Here is an 18,885-nt window from a genome sequence, read left to right as displayed (position 1 = left end):
AAAGCCTTTCATTACCTTCCCGCCGTACTTGGACCATAACCACCAAACTTGGTAGCAAAATAGCCAATAATCCAACCCGCGATTAATCCATCAGCAACAAACCAAAACGGTGATTGTAATGCACCGCCAAGACCAAATATAGCCACCATTAAGGCTTGGATTTGATCATAGGCCACAAAGGTAAACACCAGATTCATCCAGCCGCCCATTATGGTTGCGGTTAGCCACCAAGGCATGGCTATTTTTAACACCGGATGATAATCAAATACCCCAGCAAGCCCAATAATGGCGCCAAAAGTGATATACCACAGCAGTAATCCCCACAAAAACAATAAACTGGTTTCTGGGGCAAGCCAAGGCACTATCCAAAAGCACAATACCCCAAAGGCTAAACCGATAAGCTTGCCCACGGCGGTGCGGGTGACTAAAGAAGGGTTAGAAATCATAATGACCTCCATACTATTTGAATGAGTCAGGTAAATCACCTGACTGATTTAGCCACGGCGATTAAGGACTGCTATTAGCGGATCACAACAGCGTTTATTCACCGCCAAGGTTGTTGTAAAGACCTCCATATTAGCCCTATCTGTTAACCCTCAATGTGATCTTGGATAATCAATGCTTGGATTAATACTTAATTATTAGCCAAGGCGAAACAGCAATAAGGCTCGCTCATTGTCAGTGCTTTTATTAGTTTGACCATCATCAAGCTGAGCATCATGAATAAAGCCATTGCTGATAAGCACTTTAATAGAACCCAAATTATCTTGGGTCACTTCGGCAAATATTGGCCTTTGAGTTTGCTCCGCTAAAAAGACTCTTAAGGCATTAGTACCGATGCCCTGACCCCAATAGTCTCTCCCAAGCCAATATCCCAATAGCCATTGCTGCTCACTTTGCCATAAAACCACACTGCCAACGATATCGTTATCAACAATTATCGCTTTGGCTGTTATATCAGCATGACTCAAAATATTGCTCTGCCAATGTTCAAAAAAGGCATTACGGTCTCTCGCCGGAAAATCGGCCATCTCATTAGCCTGTGGATCGGCTTGAAACTGATATAAATGTTCTAAATCGGTGGCTAATACATTCCTAAGCTGTAAGTGCATGCTTCCCTCTCATCTTTCATTCCATTAATTGCATTTCGACGCGCTCTTTTATCAGTAAGCTTATGCAAAATTGCCAAAAATTGATAAACTGTCTGGCTTAAACCTAACCTTTCTTCAGATTAATATCTACTCACAGGAAAACCATAGTGACCGATTCATCAATGCGCCTTAATAAATACATCAGTGAAAGTGGCATATGTTCAAGACGTGATGCCGACCGTTTTATTGAGCAAGGCAACGTGTTTATTAACGGTAAGCGTGCACAGGTCGGCGACCAAGTTAGCTTTGGTGATAAAGTAAAAGTAAACGGTCAAGATATTGAGCCAAGAGATGCTGAAGATTTAGTCTTTATCGCCCTTAATAAACCCGTGGGCATTGTCAGTACCACCGAAGGCACCGAACGCGATAACATCGTCGATTTCGTCAATCACTCAACCCGCATATTCCCTATTGGTCGTTTAGATAAAGACTCCCAAGGTTTAATCTTTTTAACCAATAATGGTGACTTAGTTAATAAAATCCTCCGCGCGGGTAATAACCACGATAAAGAATACGTGGTCACGGTGAATAAACCCATTACCGATAGCTTTATCAAAGGCATGGGCGCTGGGGTACCGATATTAGGGGTAGTCACGAAAAAGTGTAAGGTTGAACAAGTATCACCGTACGCTTTTAAAATCGTATTAGTTCAAGGTCTTAACCGCCAAATTCGTAGAATGTGTGAACATTTTGGCTTTGAAGTCACCAAGCTTGAACGTCAGCAAATCATGAATGTCAGCCTCAAAGGTCTGCCAATCGGTGAATGGCGTGATTTAGATAAGCAAGAGCTAGATGTATTGTTTGAGATGATTAAAGACTCATCATCAGAAGACAAAAAAGCCCCAAAGAAAAAGTCTCAGCCTAAAGTTAAAACCGTAGCTCGTGAAAAAATTGAAGGCCCAGAGCACTTTATGCAGCACAACCGCAGCACCAAGCATAAAGGCCAAGCAAAAGGTGGCGGTAAAGGCCAAACTAAATCTCAAGCTAAAGCTAAAGGCGGCAAAGGTAAGCCAAGCGGCGGTCGTAAGCCAAATCGCGCGCGTTAATCCTGCATTAAAACAAAACGGGCGTCAGTAGCAATACTGGCGCCCGTTTTTGCTGATGCTCAGTGCTCAGTGCTCAGTGCTCAGTGATTAAGTGCAAACTCAATGTATTTAGCAATGAAAGCTCAAGAGAAGATTCAAAATACTGGTGCTCATAATATTAGTTCTTAATATGAGAACTAATTTAGAGGAAGATCAAACTAACGAATAATTTACTAATTAACAGCATCTTCAGTTTGTGTCTTCATCCGCTCAACATCTTCTTTGGTGAGTCCCATCGCTTCTGGCATATAACAGGTTTTCACCAACTGAAACATTTGCACTAAAGAACTCAATTGCCCTGCATGCATTTGCAAGTTTAATAACGCCATGGCGGCGCCTAGTTCATCGCCATCAGCAATCTCAGGCACGTTACTTAATGCTTTATTGGCTTGCGTAAGCTGGGTAATCATACCTTGGTATTCTGTGACTTTTTCAGGCAGATAACAGGTCGACGTTTCAGGGAGCTGCGCTAAAAAGTGTTCGAACTCAGCCACAAACAAGTTGGCTTCAATGAGAGTTTCATTCCCCAATAATTGCAGTTGCTGCACCTTACCACTGTTAAACACCGCGCTAGCACTCTTGCCCGCTTCTGCCATTTGATTAAAGTCATCCATTAACTTGACCTGCATGTCTGAAAGTAACTGACTTCTTTGTGCAATAGGCCTGACTTTGGCATCAAATTCGAGCATTGCTGCTCGGTTATCGGCATAAGCATTAATACTCAGCCCAGCCATGAGTATTGTTACAGCAACAGACTTAGCAAATGTCATTCGAATGGTTCCCTTAAAATATAATCACGTACTCAAAAACGAACCAAGCACTCTAAGAATAATGCCTCTTAAAGTCAAAAAATATTAAGACACCCTTGCGTGGGCTTTCATCATGTAACTGTGTCTTAATTTCAAACTGTACGCTTCTTGCTATTTTTTCAAAAATGGAAGTAACCAGCTGTGAATCGCATAACTGTATTTGGTGGGTATTTTATAGGCCAGTGACACTCCGCCTTGTCGAGTAATTAAATAAGTAATCTTAGCAAGGTTGACCACGCCAATGACATCAGACAATGGGTATTTCCTTACACCTATTAGGCTTGTTTTCACAATCAAATTACCATGGTCAATCTTCAAACGAGTCGATACGCTGCTATTAATACTAATATAGCTGAGACCGCTCACAAAGATGAATGCAATTAACTGCTGAGCTGCAAAAGGGATGTATGTAAACCCTTCCATCTCAGATAAGTACAACAAAAACACGCTGGTCATTACTGCCCAAGTGATAATACTGATAGCCACAATCCTCTGCCCAATAACCCCTCCTTTTGCAGCTGATATGGTTAACTGTTGAAACCCCGTTTCTTTAACCATTGAGTCATTTGGTAATGGCGTTTCCTGATGATTATTCATTAACCCTTTGGCGCTAAACTTATGCCTTTTATGCTGAACGACCAAGGCTAAATCAGTATCAAAATGCTGCTCAATAAATAACGCAATATCGAGCATAACTGAAAAGCCTCTCATCGTAAGATTCCACTCTGGGTAGCTGTAGAATTTAAGACAGTAATGATGACTGACTTGTTTTTGATTATCAAAAAACGCCTCTACTTCCCCGCTGGTGAAACCTGACATTTCCAGTAAAGATAAACTGCTATTTGTGACAACTTCTTGATTGGTGGTAATACCAAACCAAGACTTAGTTTTGGTTAATTCTTTATTTACAGCATCAATAACTAATCGATTGATTTTAAACATTGGGAAGAAAAAACAGCTCCCCAACAATAAAAACACAAAAGACATTACTATTTCACCTGTATCTTGGTAATTAAACCAGCTCAAATACATTACTCCAGCGCCAACCGACGCCATTACTATTCCAAAAATGAAATCGATGATGCCACCAGTATCTTGCAGCACAATACGCTCATCCGTCTGCTTAATAATTTTATAACTCATTAAATCCCTTTAGCATTCTTTAGCCATTTACAAATAAAGCCCTATTCTATTAATGAATAGGGCTTTCTATTACTTAATTATGGTTTTTGGGCAAGGTACCAGCGATTATCTTCAAACTGTTCAAAGCCGCACGAGCTTCTTCTTACCTTTTCCATTGCACCTGCTTTATATTTTATTCTTATGCGCTTTATATTATGGCCTTTGTACAATTTTTCAGTGAATTCATCTTCCATTTCGAAAACATCATATTCAGTTAATTTTTCACTACCAAACCGTTTTAAGTGTCCTTCGTACCATTTTTTTTCTAACCTTTCTTCTCGACTGGTTAATGACTTAGGCAATAGGTGAAAAAATAACTCAGGATCGTTTTTTAAAAAACTGTTCACCATATAGTCCTGACAAACGGCTTTTAAATTTTCATCAGAGCCATCTGCAAGCCCAGCGAAGCGCTCAAGCGCGTTTGCTGAGGAACTTAGCAACATTATGCTCAAAAACGCCATAGTAACGGCCATTATTCTCATTTTAATCTCCATATTTTATTTTCTATCCTTAAGTAATCTTGTTTTGCTTAACAAAACCACCTCTAACTGTTTATTCTTGGCCCACGGCGCTTAGGTTTAGGTAATGCGTTAACAAATTCTCGTAACTTACTAAAAAATTCATTTTGAGAATTAGCATCGCTAAATTGAAAGAAGTAGATATCCTTTTTTAATTGGCTATAAACATAATCATACAGCTCAGGGTATTTATCATTCGCCATCATAGATTCAAGCGTTAGTTCTGCATTACCGAATGTAAGAAAAGCAAATATACTGCTATCTAGTGAGACTGTTTGAAGGCCGTTTCCGACAATCGGTAAAGTAAATAGTCTGATGTACTCTTCATTTTTCTTAACTGATAAAATTAAAAAAGGATCACTTAGGCCTGGCAAGTTAACCTTAGTGATGCCAGAAGTATTAAACTCTGTGGTGTCGCCATTGGCATCATCATAATACAAGCGGTCATATTGACTAGACAGTGAACTTGGCACCGATAGCTGAACCGAAAATTCATTCTTAATGACTAAAGCCTGACTGTTGCCCTTTCCCCAGCCATTGTTTAGCCGAATATTGAATTCACTGATATTTTCAGGAATGACAAATTCAATTTTTTTACTGCTAGTAAACTGACTGGCTTTGACATTAATATCACCGAACCAAGCTGTTGTATTAGGGCTAAAGTTCCAGCCCTTAAGAGTTATCGCTTCACCTTTGGCATAACTTCTATTCTCAAAGTTCAAAATTATCGGGGTTTGAGGCACCAATAAATCAAACTGACTAGTGTTACTGTTGGTTCCATCTTCAGCGTACACAAACACACTACTGGACAACACACGGGTTTGAATCTCATTCAATTTAGGTATTGTTAATGTCAGCTTACCATTGTCATCGGTCATCACTTTTTCATTAAATAGCTCACCACTAATATGCAGTACCACTGTATATTGCGTATTTTTTGCAAAAGTACCCGATATTGAAATTAATTGACCTTGCATTGCTTGCTGCCTAAGTTGCGTCTGCTCACTTAGCATTGTATTCACGCCGTACACTTTTAAACTTCCAGAATGCGGTTCTGAATGTTCAAAATGAGTAACCCGATGATTGTCATAAACGTCAAAAACGCCATCAGCATCGTCATCTAAATCAATATAATCTGGCGTTCTATCTAGGTCTGTATCTAACGGTTTATTCACATTACTCGCTTCAACTTCATCAGTAATATTGTTCCCGTCACTGTCAATATCAACAAAATTACTTAAGCTGTCATTATCAAAATCACTATATAATTCAAGCTTATCAAGTAAACCGTCACCATCAGAGTCATCATCCAAATAGTTTGGTACCCCATCATTATCAACATCTGTATTGAGTTGACCATTTTGATAGACAAAGTACTCGTAACCGTCATAAATGCCATCACCGTCAGTATCAGCTCGGTTGTGGTTCATGCCTAAAGCTCGCTCTTTTATGTCGTCCATAAAGTCTACGTCGTTGTCGATAAACACTTCTACGGTATAAGAGGCATTACCTTTCTGCCTTAATGATGAAACGCTCAAATAAGCAATTTGATTACCCTTGGGGATGTAGGTAAATCGATACTTTAATCCATTGATGGGTTTAAGATTATCTTTCCTATAAGTGCTAAGTTGACGGCCATTTTTATCAAATAGATTAGCCGTAGGGTAAAAATGATTATGATTCGAAGTGATAATGAAACTGAGTCGATCATTTGGCGTTAACTGGCCTTTAGGAAATATCAATTTAAATACATCTGTATCGCCTGAACTCGGCAAGCTACCGGCGATACGAACAGAGAACGCTCCCTTTACATTATCAGCGGTCTCAACAAGATTGTTTTGTTCAGTTTCATTTAATAGCAAGAATGCATTTTTAGATGGGTCAAACGGATAGTCATCTTGCTCATCTGGCACGCCATCACGGTCTTCGTCTTTATTTTCCCAGCTACCAAACTGCTGGTTAGCCCCTTGTGCAGCTATAGCAAGTCGACACTCAGCCATACTAAGGCTTGCAATAAGTACTATTGCCAGCCGTAAAACTATTTGATTCATTGTTTATATCCTTATAAAACTAGGTGATTCCATCTTCTATACGTTATTTTAATAGCTAACAGTTAGTCTACAGATTAAGCTGCTTTAACTCTTCGCTTACATCATAAATTTTTACAGCTACGCTCATATTGCCTAAGTCGAACGTTGCCTCTATATCAGTCTCTATTCCATGTAAAATAAAATCGCGCAAAGCTTTGTAGCTGGCTAATTGAGGTAACACTTCCAAAGCACGTCTTACTTCGGTTTCATTTTTCCCTCTAATAAAACTCGTTAACGCCATGGCCTTAATCGTAGAATCTAAACTAAAAACAACTTGCGGGTCAGAAGGCAACATTATCGCTCGTAAAAAGCTTATGTGACTGCCATTTGAAACCAGCAAAGTATCAGGTTTAGCGCTATGAATTGGATATTTATACCCCTGAATATCACTTAAATTGGTAAACGTTTCTTTGACCATAGAAAGCCTGAAAGGACCTGTCATTTGATTAAATTGAACAGGAGCCTTAATCACAATATCTTGCACTTTGCCAATATTCAAAAATATTGACTCACTTATTCCATATTGGTTTTCAAGTGATACATGACCGCTAGTCACAGTTTGGGGAAGCGTAAATTGTGCAGATTTAGCACGCAGTTTTTTTAGCGAATAAACAGCATTATTTATAACCAATTTTGTACCTGGCGCAAGGTGCTGACCATGAATGGTAATAACTTCTCCTGCCTCAGCAGTCAATGGGGTTAATGAATGTAATTGAGGGGTCTTTGGGTCGAGTAATCGAGTGCGTATTTTCTCTGTACGCTTACTTCCAATAACAACAAAGATGTCAACATCTTCTCCACCAAAAGCAATATCACCATAATCAGGAGTAATAAACTCAATCTGTTTTTCGGACTTAGGGTTAACTTTTATATTTGTCGTTTTTCCACTATTGTCTAGCTTATTTAAAACAATAATAACTTCTGCTGCAGTATCAAAATTATTGCCATAAATAAAAGTAGGTTTATCAGCCATAATTTTATTGATTGCTGGGTACCCATTTATTTTTGATTGAACAGTCTTAATCCTAACGGCCTTATCTACACTCTTATCAATCATATTTATAGATAGTTTTGAATCACTGTCATTAATATCTAACAGTAAATCACCATCATCATCTAAATCTGCATAATCTGGAACTGAATCGTCATCTGAGTCTTGTGAATAACCCATTACATCATCAAAGTCTTCATTATCTGAGACAGTATTATTATCACTGTCCACATCCACAAAATTAGGGTAGTGGTCGGCATCAGCATTACTAGAGCCTTCTAACTTATCTAAAATACCGTCACCGTCTGAATCAGTATCAAGCCAATTAGGTATCCCATCACGATCAACATCTAAATCACGTGATGATTTATCTGCAAATACATTGAATTCATTCCCATCCAAAATACCATCACTATCAGTATCTTGAATGGTAGAATCTATCCCTAATGCTGGTTCTAACAGATCTGCTATGCCATCAATATCTCGATCAACAAATGCCTCTAGTGCATAAGTGAAATCTATACCGTTATTACCATTAAAGTCTGTAATACTTATATTGTAATTGCCTTGTGTGACAGGTTTAAAAGAAATCGCACTGCCAATTCTCCCCACATTCGCTATTGGCAAATGTGGAACCTGAAGCACATTGCCATCATCTTTTATGACCACCATGCTCGGGACAAACTTTTGATTATCCTTATATAAAATAAAAGTAAAGACGCTGTCAGCTAATATCTGCGCCTCTGAAACTGAAAACTTAAAATCATCTATGTCTCGCGATTCACTAATTGTTCCATGAACTCGAAATGGAACTGAGCCAACACGGTTAGCTTGACTAACATTATTATTAAACTCTTTTTCATATGCTGATTTATATGAAGACTGATTCGCATCAAACGGATAGTCATCTTGCTCATCAGGTATACCGTCACCATCTTCGTCTTTGTTTTCCCAGCTACCCATTTTAGGGGATGCTTCTTTAGCGGCGAAAGCACTATGACTCGTGACAACCCCAAGGCTTGCAATTAGCACTATTGCCAGCCGTAAAACTATTTGATTCATTGTTTATATCCCTATAAAACCGTAAATTAATCCATTATTCTGTCGATACTTATTTGCGAAAAAGCGAATAAGCTTTTACATAAAGCCTTGCTATAAATTGAACGGTGACACCAATAATACCATCAGACTTGTTAAGGCTAGATGTGCTAATACTGGAAAAATTAATACCACCACATGTAACTGATATTTCATGGTCCAACGTCGCTGAGTTAATGTCACTGGGTAATTAAAGTAAACTAATAAATAGAAAATATTCTTTAATGGATAATGAAACACATCCAAATTTAATACTTTACCCGAGACTAAGTTAATATTAACTTGATACACGGTACGAATAGAATTGCCGCTATTGGTTTGGACATTATAAATAACTTCCACTTGTTTTATATCACCTTTGGATAATTCTAATTGCCCATCAGGCTCATTAACCAAGCTGTTTATCGGTAATGACATTGTTGCAGCACTAATATGGCAACGTTGTGGAGTCTCTATTTTATATTGGCGCTTAATTAAATAATGACGTAATAGCAAACTACCTGGAACCAAACACACATTAATAATGGCAACGATTAATGGAATCTCCGGAAATTTTGGATACATCGATATAGCGCCAGGTGTAACAAAAGGCAGTAACCCCATCAGCAGTAAGCCAGCAGATAATACTAACTGTGTCCTCACTTTTAATGGATAAAAAAATGAGTTCATTTTGAGCGTGATATGACTCGCTGAGTTAAGTTGTTTTATGCCTTTAAAGTAAGTTGAACCAAACCAAGTTTCATCATCGACTGTAAGTTTTTCTTGCATATAGAACCCTAAAAAGCAGCACCAGTACTAGGTGCTGCTTTATCAATTTTGTGGTGATTATTATGAATAATGACTTATTTACAATAAAATAAAGCGATCTAGCTTCCAACTATCATGCTCAAAAATCCATTGAATTTCATAGCCTGCGTCTATATCAATTAGGCTAAAAAGCTTGTTGATCAACCTGGTCTCTTTGCCTTTTATTTCAGCGATTAGCGCATTGTAAGCCGCCTTGTCTTTATTTGTGCTGCCCATCGATGCATAACGCATAGCTTTACCGTATTTTTTAACAGCGGCTGCAATATAAGGCTCTAAACTGTCATCACGATTTTGTATTTTAGTGAGAAAATCTGCTCTAAATTGATCTGAAAACATGGCTAATTGTTCAGGGGTTTCTGCTGGAATGGTGTGCAGTAAACGAAACCAGTTAGCAGGAATAGTTTCAATCATGTCAGGGGTAGGTTGATTTAACTCTCCCTTAGAAAAAGTCACCATGGAAATCTTTTGATTTAAATCTATAGATTCTTCAAGAGCTGATTCAATTTCAGATACCAAATTAACTATCGATTGATCCGTCGAAGCTCTTAAAGGGTCTAGTAAAGTATTCACTTGACGACTTAAATCTTCAGCAGATTTAACACCTCTGGAGACTTTGAATAATTTAGAGAAAAAGCGATCTGATATTTGCTCAACTTTGCTTTGTAAAGCTTTATTACCCTTCTCAGGATAATTCGTAAATCTCGCTTTTAGCACATGACCGAAGGCTTTGTTAGGCAGAAGCACATTAAGCCACTGTTGAGTCATGTCGCGAGCACTTGGGCCTGTATTCTCAATAACACCAATGTTAGGTGGCACAATATAAGCTAACTCTTTCACATCTCGAACAATTGTCCTTACCTTGTCGCCAAATACAGCTCTCACATCAGCATAACGGTCATAATTTAAATAATCTGCTTGTTGCGCAATAAGTTCACCAAGTTCCTTATCCATGGCCTGTGCTTTGATGACTTCAATAACTGCACCATATTGAATTGACTTACATCCTACACAAGACCGATAAGCCAACGTATTAGCATGGCTAAACACAACTGCTTTTTGTTGCGGGAAATAGCGTGTTTCAAAGGCAAGCTGTTTTACCCCTTCAGCAACGTAATGAAGGGTTAAGTCGGCATGTCGCTGCTCTGGGCATTGAGTGAAATCAATTTCAACTTTTTGAAAAGGAGTTAACTTACCAATGTCATAGTTTTTTGAAATTAATTTATAATCATAAGTGAGCGTGTATTCAATATCGGGGTTTACATCACCTTGTACTTCAAATTCTATCTGGCATGTTGCACTAGCAGCACTTGGGAGTAATCCCAGTAACATGAATAAAGTCGTAGCCTTCATTTATCTCTCTTCCTTGAGTCGCTTTGGTAATACCTTTTGTAATACCTTTTTTATTATTAGTAGCTCGTTTTAGTTGTTATTTTGCTGCGCCTTTCTGCGTTCTACATCTGCTTTAGTCAGTCCCATAGCATCTGTCATATAACACATTTTCACCATCTGGAACATTTGTACTAACGAACTGATGCGGCCGGCATGCATTTGCACGTTTAACATTGCCATGGTTGCGCCCATTTCATCATCACCCACCGATGATGCTAATGTGCTTAAGGCTGAATTCGCCTCCGTAATTTCAGCTATCATGCGTTGATATTCGGTGACATTTTCAGGTACGTAACACGTCGATGTTTCGGGTAATTGACTTAAAAAAATCTGATATTCATCGACAAACTTATTCGCCTCAACCAAGGTTTGTTCACCGAGTTGTTGTAACTGTTGTACTTTGCCGCTTTTAAACATACCAATGGCGCTAGTCTGCGCCTCTGTCATTCGATTGAACTCTTCCATAAGCGCTAGCTGTTTATCGGTTATGACTTGGCTACGTTCGGTTATCGGCAATGTTTTGGCATCAAACGAGGCGATCGCGGCTTGGTTCCCTGCGAGTGATGCAAAACTGCTTGTTGTGAGTACAGCCAATAACACAGAGTGTTTTATAAGTTTCATTTAAAATCCTTTTTATTTATTAATCTTTTTTGCAGCATTAACGAAATGATAACACTAAGAATGGGTAACCTTGTTAGTCATATTGTTATTTTTCGCAATCACCAGTATTGCTTAACGTTTATTGCTACCTTGCGGATTCTCGTTATAAATAACTTGGATAACCATAGATGCCGAATAATGTAAGAAACCCTATGTATAGTAAAAATAGTACGCCTAAAAACTTCAATGGCATTGGATAGTAATATCGAATCTTAGGGGAGTGGTGGGCCACAATGTATTCAACCAACTCAGGCAGTGCGATACAATTAACCCGTGACAGATTGATTTTTTCACCTGTATTTAATATCAATCTAACATGCGTCATTATTTCAGCTTTCATTACTGACTTAACTATTGCATCTTTTTTTTTGTAGTGATGATGATAGAAAAAACGTTGTATATGAATTGCATCAACCCTACTCATTTGAAAATAGCTTGCTGATTTTGTCACCAACTCATCTGGCAATTCAATGGCATCTTTCGTTATCTTTACTTTTAGGCCCATTTTGAAGTGAGAAACTAAATGCTTAATCAGTATTAGTACTACTGCTGTAAGAGTTATTTCCCCAAAATACTCTGTTGTGTTGAAGTATATAAGCCCGCTGGGAATACCTATTAGACAAAAAAATATCAAAGCCCAGGTTTTATAAGATAAAGGCCACACGATTAAGTTAGCGGACATCTCTGCTTTAGACTTATCGCCTGATTGTACTAATAACGATTCACTTTTATTGTATTTTTGCAGTCGTTTGATTAACCAAGGCATGAGCTTTTCACTAGAAATAAATTAGAAACCAATTAGAAACCAATTAGAAATAAAAAGAATAGTAGAACATATTTGTAATCTACTATTCTTACTCTGCTAACCTCAAAAAAGCCTAAAAGCCATTTAACAGAAACCAGCTATTTGACTCTTTCTCACGACCAAATGAACAACTGAATTCACTAGGTGAACTCTCTCCAGAGAACTGAACATGAGTTAATACAGAGAGCTGCTCCACAATATTAAATCCAGCACCTTTACTATCACTTTTAGGGTTAGGCTCTGTTATAGTTTTAACTCCAACAATGCTTTCAACTGTTCTGTCTTTAACATATCTCTTAGTAAATTTTAATTTTCTTTTTTCTTGAAAATTAATAAACTTAGGATTTTTTTGAGTTTCTGGGTAAAAATAATCTACTACCGAGTTTACATCGCCACTTAACATGTAATTAACAATATTAACGCACCTTTTTTGCAAATCTTCTTCAAATTTAGCTGCTGCAACATTGGTGCTAAGTAATAGTGAAGCTGCAATTAAATATAATTTTTTCAACTCAATTTCCTTTTAATGTTAATCAATTACAGATTGATTAATGTTTCCAAAAACTTGCTGACTTGGTGTGATAGAAGATTGTATACAATTAGAGATAGTTTTACCTTCGCTAGCTGATACTCTTATATTCCACCTTGCCTGGTCACCCTGATTTGTTAGTAACGTTTTAGCAGTAACAGGGCTACCGTTAAGTATTTCTACATTATCAGAAAAACATACATAATATGTACCTCGTTCATCTGGTATATCATTCGCGGTCATGAGCACTTCATACTCACCAGGCGTTAGAGATTGGTATAATTCAATCCTTCGTTATCCAATTTAACATGCCGCCCATTTTTAAAGAGTCATACTTATGCAATCAAACGAAAATAAGCCATATACAGCCCATAGCCAATCACCCCTAAAAGGAACACGACAAGTGGGCCTAAAATATAATAACGCCAAGCCATTGGGGTTTTAGTAATTTGTGTCAGTGTGGCGTTATAACCCAGTTCACATAAAGCGATAACGAATTTTTTACTATCAAATGACTGCCCGGCTAATACCAAGCGACTTTCATTTTTAACATCGATATTCAGGTTAAACACATAAGGTTCGCTGTATCTCTCATTAAGTTCACCACCATTATTTTTATACCAGTTCCATTCAATATCAATTGATTGAATATCGGTTTTCTTTATCTGCTTAGCTTGCTTGTTTTCAAAATACACAGCTGGGATAGCTAAATACTCTTCACTGATAACAATGTCAGTAATTGGGGGGTAGCCAAATGTATAGTGTTTATCGCATATCAACTTTCGCCTCACTGCCGACACCCCGACGCCAAAAAGACCCACTACAATAGCAGCGATAACATTCTGACTAGAATAGACAATAAACAAAGCAAGTATGCTACTGATATAACTGGGGATCCAAACTCGATGAAAATACTGAGAAGGCAACGGCAGCATAAATAATATAACCGGAAATTGTCTCATTACTGGATTATTAAATAAGTTAATTCCAATAAAAGCCTTTACTGTGTCCTGGTCAAGCGACACAGAGCCAAAAGAAGGCCACTCTTTGCTGTTAGTACTACCAAATTGACCAATCACATTGAGCCCTTGGGATGCTAAATGGGTGCGCAGTTGTTGCACTACAGCAGATATTTTATTGGTTTTCACTTTAAGCGATATTGAAGCCTGCTTAGGAGGCGGAGTGTGCTCAGTGTCTTTGAGGTGCAATATCACTTGCTTGGCATGATGAACTTTTTTTAACTCGATATTTTTAATGTTTGTGTAATCAAACTCCTGCTGCGCAATCGTATAAATAGCCTTTATACCGAGCTTGAAACCATGAAACTGTGTCAGCACCTTGCGTGAAGCATCAAAGCACCATCGTCGCTGATAACTGAAGGCAATCAATATCAGCAATATGCTGATGATTAAACGCCCAACTGATTCAATTGAAAGCGTAAATAGAATCGTTCCCAGCACAAGGTGAATAAGATTTAAAAATAAAAACACCCACTTCATTTTTTCAAACGCTGAAATAATTGAAAATGATGACTCGGTTTTCAATAACGTCCCTGTTATCTTACTAAACATCTTATTCCTTTATCGCTTTAACGTGCTGCATCACTGCTTGTATCGATTCATTTTATAATACCGATTACGAATATCAATCAGTAAATACTTTATTGTAACTAGAGAAACCGTAAATGAATAAGTCATATCACTGATGAACTAATTAATGGTTTATCACAAAATAAAGACATCTGTTTTGCCATAGCATTCATTGAATGGATACTGCCAAATTGAAACCCAAAGGGTTTCGCCTCTTGACCTAACAGAATCATCAATTTATAACCTTTCCCCCCCCGCGAGTCTTTATCAACTCTAAAAGCAGTAATTTGATTTATATTGATACTCTGTTCTGTAATTGGATATATTGAGCTGACTGTAGTTATAATCTGCTGACTAACAAGGTCAATGCTCACTTGCCGCTGAGTAAATAGTAAGTGCCAGCTAAAGAGCGCACCACAAGCCCAAATAACAACAAAACCATACTCCTCATCTCCGATTGATAATGCTGTGGTGATGACAATAAGAAGAACAATCAAACCAAATACTTTTCGGCTAATAGCATCAAGCTTCCTATTTTTTATCACTGCCCGACTCGGCGTCATTTGTTTAAAAATCATCACAACCCTCCTGCTATAAGTTTAATAAGCAGACCTAAAATTAAGAAAAAGGGCAAGGGCAATAAAAATTTTGCCAAGGTAATAGGCTGCCATAACGGGGTTATACAAATGCCTTCTGTCGCAACGTTTGCGTCATTGAGCGGGTTGCTGACTTGAAGCTCCTGTGAGGGCTTTGATAAATGGCTATCTTCAAGCGGCAGAATTTGAGGAAAGTGACTCACTTGTTCGGTAGCGGCTAATTTAAAGGTATTCGAGATAAACATCACAGCCTGAATCGTTTCAGTTAACGTACCAACAGGATAACTTGAGCGATGTACTTTCATTTCAAACTGCTTATGGTCTGAACTGCTACGACGAAGAAGTAACTCTGTATTATGAATACTCGCTTGCTCGGTTTTTGTGAGGCTATGACCTAAAAAGCTTAATTCAATATAGCGAGTTTGTGTTGCCATATTTAACACTAAGCTCTGTCTCAACGACCAGAGTATAAAGTCTAAAACACTCAGTATAAGCACCACAAATATATAATAAGTTTGTTCACCATTTTCAAGTGTCATCGCCATAACTATTGCTGCACACAGTGGCACTAATAAAATGATAGACATACCACGAATTAAGTAGTGATTTTTAGCGGCTAATTTAAGTGTTAATGGAAGGCCATTTGACGATATATGCCACTGGGCTTTTCTAGATAATTCTGAATACTTCAATTGTCATCCTTAACACATAAAATGAGTAGCATACCGTTTCAAACAACACTCGAAGCAAACAATTAGAATGATTCGCCATGTTATTTCTGCATATTTATTGACACAATTTTTTAGGGTAATTTAAACAAAAACCAGCCATTAGAAGTTCTTAGGTACTTGCAATTAGCATAAGCAGTAAATGTGTCACCAACTATATATAGCTTAATCCTAGCCTCTTCGATTGCGCCAAAACGTTCTTTCTTAATATCACTAGGCTGATGATAAGTTACCTCCAAGACCTGTATAGGTTCAGTTTTTCCCCTTTCAAACCAGCGCTTATGTGAGCGATTCAGTATTTTCTGTAATTGCTTTTCCTGCCCAACATTATGTTCAGCTGGCATTTCGGCCATGTAGGCTTGTACATCTTGTTGCTCAATAAATTCAAAACTATTAAGACAACGCTGGATTAACTGGTTATCAAGATTTTCATCACTGTTTGCCAAAGCACTTTGGCTGCCAAGTAATAGGGCGAGAAGAAAAACAATCTTATTCCTTAAGAGCATGTAACATCCTTTTTATATTATAAAACCAAGCATCTAGCAGGAGTGGCCAAGTTATTATTGTTAAATACGGCAGCAAACCTTTGTGACTTTTATTCCTTGCTTATATCTTTCAACACTACAGGGTAATTAAACTTAATCAGTAAATACAATAAACTGGAATACGGGAATGCCCAACTGTTCAGTTCAAAGCATTGGCCATCATGTAATGCTATTTCAAACGAATAAATCTGGTTTTTCTTCATCGATCCACCATTATCTGAAGCATAAAACGAATACCATTTAACATCTATTCGTACAATTTTATCCTTAGATAAAAGCATTGTATTGGTACTTAACAATTTATTGGCGATTGATTTATCGACTCCTAATTGAGCGACAAAAGGAGGGAAAGTAATATGATTTGCTGCAATGTCTATTTGCTTATTAAGCTTAAGCTCGGCGGGTTTGACTCCCACACTCCGTAGTGATGTTTTTACTCTAAGTTGATAATAAATAACTAAGCACAATAACGTGATTAAGGGGACGCTGACACCATACAGTGCCTCAGTTTCCCTTTCTGTAAACACCTGAAAATCATTCACTAGCGCAGTCACTGTTAAATTCAATAATCCAAAGCAAACGAGTAACATGAACGCCAATAGCGAAGCTAGCTTAACTTCATTCTTAAATGGCAGACGCATAACTCCCCAGGTGATGGGTAAGATGACGACTTTATCTGGGCTAATATTGCGATATTTTCTGCTAATGCTGCTATAAAACCAACGATTATCAGTCAGTAAATGATGCAAGTTATTCAAAATAAAAGTTCCATTTCAATTTCATAATAATTTAATAAAATAAAAATATTATTACATATAAATCAAAAGTGAACCTTCATCATCAGAAAGCTCACTTGTTTGAGTTACACCTATAAAGGTGTGTCTCTAAAATACCATTTCGTTTTAATACGATTGAAACTACATAGTAATTACAAGACTTATATATAGCCACCCATTATTCTGAAATAATAACATAGTGCATTTCGTTTTGAGTTGCCAACACCAACATTCATTTACTGATGGGATATTCCCTACCAAAGGACTGAATGTTTCATCATTAGTCGCCAAAATTAACTAATAAACCAAATTCAACTAAGCAGGAAAGCTTGATATCGATCAAGTGGGGGAAATGCTTTTATTTGAAATTAAGAAATGATTTATTAAGCGCACAACCAGCGCTGACAGTTAGCTGCACCTTGTCGTCGTTTACGGTCTACATGCTCACAATAATCTGTTAATGCAGGTAAAGCCCCTACTGCACCTTTGAATAACGCGCCAAATTCTGTGGTGATTTTTAACCAGTTTTCAGCAGGAATGTTCAGTCTGTTCAGAATAGCTTGGCTACTCGAGCTAATGGCACCGCGTTTATCTTCTCGAATAATTCGCCCAGTATCTTCAACCAACACAATATAGTCTTTTACGCTATACATTAATCCCTTAGGCATATTCAAACGTTCATTACCTACAAAGGGAAGCAACGCTTTTGGTTGCTCACCGTTTATAGCAGAATTAATGCGACGTTGAATACTGGTGTAATCTGACGTTTCGGGTGTTGCTGCCATCTTGGCGCGAATTGGATTTAAGTCCACATAAGCCATACAGGCAAGTACGGCGGCATCGTCTAACAAGGCTTGAGATTTAAACCGCCCTTCCCAAAAACGACCTGTACACTTATCTTCTTTATTGGCCATTCTAGCAATGGGTTCACTCAAGGAACGCATAAACCAACTAATATCGGTTAATCGCTCTCGATATAGCGCAATACAATCATTAACTGTCTTTAATTCAAACTCATCGAGTTTTTCACCTTTAACAAGTTTATGAGTCAACAAGGTGCCTTTAAAGCCTTTATGCCATTGAGCTAACACATCAATATCAGACCATTCTGTTGCTTTATCCACATCGACTTTAAGCACCACATGTAAATGATTACTCATCACCGCATAAGCACAAATATCAATCGCAAATATTGTCGCCAATTCAATAATGCGTAAATCAACCCACTCACGACGATGTTCAAAGTTTTCCCCGGTCAACTTATCAAACCCACACAAAAAAGCCTTACGTACCACACGTGTACAACAGTGGTAGTAAGGCGTATCTTCTAAACTCACGAGTGTTTTTCTAGGTCTGGCCATCTTAAGTCACCAAGTTTTAAACAATAACTAAAGCCTAGTAGAGAGTTTGATATTTAGCCAGTTGGAATGGGTGGCCATATTATTCTTGATATTATTCTTAGCAAGTCATGGCATAATCATTGGCACAACTTAAATACGTTTTTCAATTATCCTCAGGATATTCGTAAGGCCATTTA

At 37.9% G+C, this 18,885-nt stretch carries 20 protein-coding genes; 1 reads left to right on the top strand and 19 read right to left on the bottom strand.

The annotated features are described in order from the left end of the window. Positions 1-11 precede the first annotated feature (11 nt). Entirely contained in the window at positions 12-446 is a 435-nt protein-coding gene (locus Q4591_RS18030; protein ID WP_241901105.1) for a hypothetical protein, read from the bottom strand. 195 nt (positions 447-641) lie between these two features. After that, a complete protein-coding gene (locus Q4591_RS18025) occupies positions 642-1,112 on the bottom strand; it encodes a GNAT family N-acetyltransferase (protein WP_102475929.1) in 471 nt (156 codons plus the stop codon). A 146-nt stretch (positions 1,113-1,258) separates the two neighbouring features. Between Q4591_RS18025 and rluF the strand changes: the two genes are divergently transcribed. Further along, positions 1,259-2,197 (top strand): 23S rRNA pseudouridine(2604) synthase RluF, encoded by a 939-nt coding sequence (rluF, locus tag Q4591_RS18020; protein WP_241904044.1) that lies wholly within the window; start codon positions 1,259-1,261, stop codon positions 2,195-2,197. Positions 2,198-2,409: 212 nt separating this feature from the next. Here rluF and Q4591_RS18015 read toward each other — a convergent pair whose 3' ends face one another. From Q4591_RS18015 to Q4591_RS17935, 17 genes are all read right to left on the bottom strand, one after another. Then, the gene (locus tag Q4591_RS18015; protein ID WP_303462277.1) at positions 2,410-3,006 is read right to left on the bottom strand and encodes a hypothetical protein; all 597 of its coding nucleotides are present in this window, start codon (positions 3,004-3,006) and stop codon (positions 2,410-2,412) included. A gap of 150 nt (positions 3,007-3,156) precedes the next feature. After that, a complete protein-coding gene (locus tag Q4591_RS18010; RefSeq protein WP_303462275.1) occupies positions 3,157-4,188 on the bottom strand; it encodes a hypothetical protein in 1,032 nt (343 codons plus the stop codon). Between the two features lie 77 nt (positions 4,189-4,265). Continuing rightward, complete coding sequence (locus Q4591_RS18005) at positions 4,266-4,709, bottom strand: hypothetical protein (RefSeq protein WP_303462274.1); 444 nt, start codon at positions 4,707-4,709, stop codon at positions 4,266-4,268. Positions 4,710-4,771: 62 nt separating this feature from the next. Further along, complete coding sequence (locus tag Q4591_RS18000) at positions 4,772-6,796, bottom strand: IPT/TIG domain-containing protein (RefSeq protein WP_303462271.1); 2,025 nt, start codon at positions 6,794-6,796, stop codon at positions 4,772-4,774. 67 nt (positions 6,797-6,863) lie between these two features. After that, complete coding sequence (locus tag Q4591_RS17995) at positions 6,864-8,888, bottom strand: hypothetical protein (RefSeq protein WP_303462269.1); 2,025 nt, start codon at positions 8,886-8,888, stop codon at positions 6,864-6,866. Positions 8,889-8,978: 90 nt separating this feature from the next. Next, the gene (locus tag Q4591_RS17990) at positions 8,979-9,692 is read right to left on the bottom strand and encodes a hypothetical protein (RefSeq protein ID WP_303462265.1); all 714 of its coding nucleotides are present in this window, start codon (positions 9,690-9,692) and stop codon (positions 8,979-8,981) included. Positions 9,693-9,770: 78 nt separating this feature from the next. Continuing rightward, on the bottom strand, positions 9,771-11,081 hold the full coding sequence (locus Q4591_RS17985) for a hypothetical protein (RefSeq protein WP_303462263.1): 1,311 nt from the start codon (positions 11,079-11,081) through the stop codon (positions 9,771-9,773). 69 nt (positions 11,082-11,150) lie between these two features. Further along, on the bottom strand, positions 11,151-11,741 hold the full coding sequence (locus Q4591_RS17980; RefSeq protein ID WP_303462261.1) for a hypothetical protein: 591 nt from the start codon (positions 11,739-11,741) through the stop codon (positions 11,151-11,153). A gap of 142 nt (positions 11,742-11,883) precedes the next feature. Then, a complete protein-coding gene (locus tag Q4591_RS17975; protein WP_303462259.1) occupies positions 11,884-12,546 on the bottom strand; it encodes a hypothetical protein in 663 nt (220 codons plus the stop codon). 112 nt (positions 12,547-12,658) lie between these two features. After that, a complete protein-coding gene (locus Q4591_RS17970; RefSeq protein ID WP_303462257.1) occupies positions 12,659-13,096 on the bottom strand; it encodes a hypothetical protein in 438 nt (145 codons plus the stop codon). Between the two features lie 18 nt (positions 13,097-13,114). Continuing rightward, positions 13,115-13,357 (bottom strand): hypothetical protein, encoded by a 243-nt coding sequence (locus tag Q4591_RS17965; RefSeq protein WP_303462255.1) that lies wholly within the window; start codon positions 13,355-13,357, stop codon positions 13,115-13,117. Between the two features lie 92 nt (positions 13,358-13,449). Then, positions 13,450-14,685, bottom strand: a complete 1,236-nt coding sequence (locus Q4591_RS17960) for a hypothetical protein (RefSeq protein ID WP_303462253.1) — start codon at positions 14,683-14,685, stop codon at positions 13,450-13,452. Between the two features lie 122 nt (positions 14,686-14,807). Beyond that, the gene (locus Q4591_RS17955) at positions 14,808-15,281 is read right to left on the bottom strand and encodes a hypothetical protein (protein WP_102531077.1); all 474 of its coding nucleotides are present in this window, start codon (positions 15,279-15,281) and stop codon (positions 14,808-14,810) included. Beyond that, positions 15,281-15,991, bottom strand: a complete 711-nt coding sequence (locus Q4591_RS17950; protein WP_303462250.1) for a hypothetical protein — start codon at positions 15,989-15,991, stop codon at positions 15,281-15,283. Before Q4591_RS17950 ends, Q4591_RS17955 begins: the two co-directional genes overlap by 1 nt. A gap of 110 nt (positions 15,992-16,101) precedes the next feature. Further along, the gene (locus Q4591_RS17945) at positions 16,102-16,533 is read right to left on the bottom strand and encodes a hypothetical protein (RefSeq protein WP_303462249.1); all 432 of its coding nucleotides are present in this window, start codon (positions 16,531-16,533) and stop codon (positions 16,102-16,104) included. 89 nt (positions 16,534-16,622) lie between these two features. Continuing rightward, positions 16,623-17,330 carry a hypothetical protein gene (locus tag Q4591_RS17940; protein WP_303462245.1) on the bottom strand — a complete coding sequence of 236 codons (708 nt, stop codon included), beginning with the start codon at positions 17,328-17,330 and terminating at the stop codon, positions 16,623-16,625. A 401-nt stretch (positions 17,331-17,731) separates the two neighbouring features. Continuing rightward, positions 17,732-18,709, bottom strand: a complete 978-nt coding sequence (locus tag Q4591_RS17935; RefSeq protein ID WP_303462243.1) for a transposase — start codon at positions 18,707-18,709, stop codon at positions 17,732-17,734. Positions 18,710-18,885 lie beyond the last annotated feature (176 nt).

Origin of the sequence: Shewanella sp. 3_MG-2023 (genome assembly GCF_030548765.1) — a bacterium.
Taxonomy (GTDB): Bacteria; Pseudomonadota; Gammaproteobacteria; order Enterobacterales; family Shewanellaceae; genus Shewanella.
The sequence above is the reverse complement of the archived record's forward strand: the minus strand, read 5'-3'. Positions and strand labels throughout refer to the sequence as shown.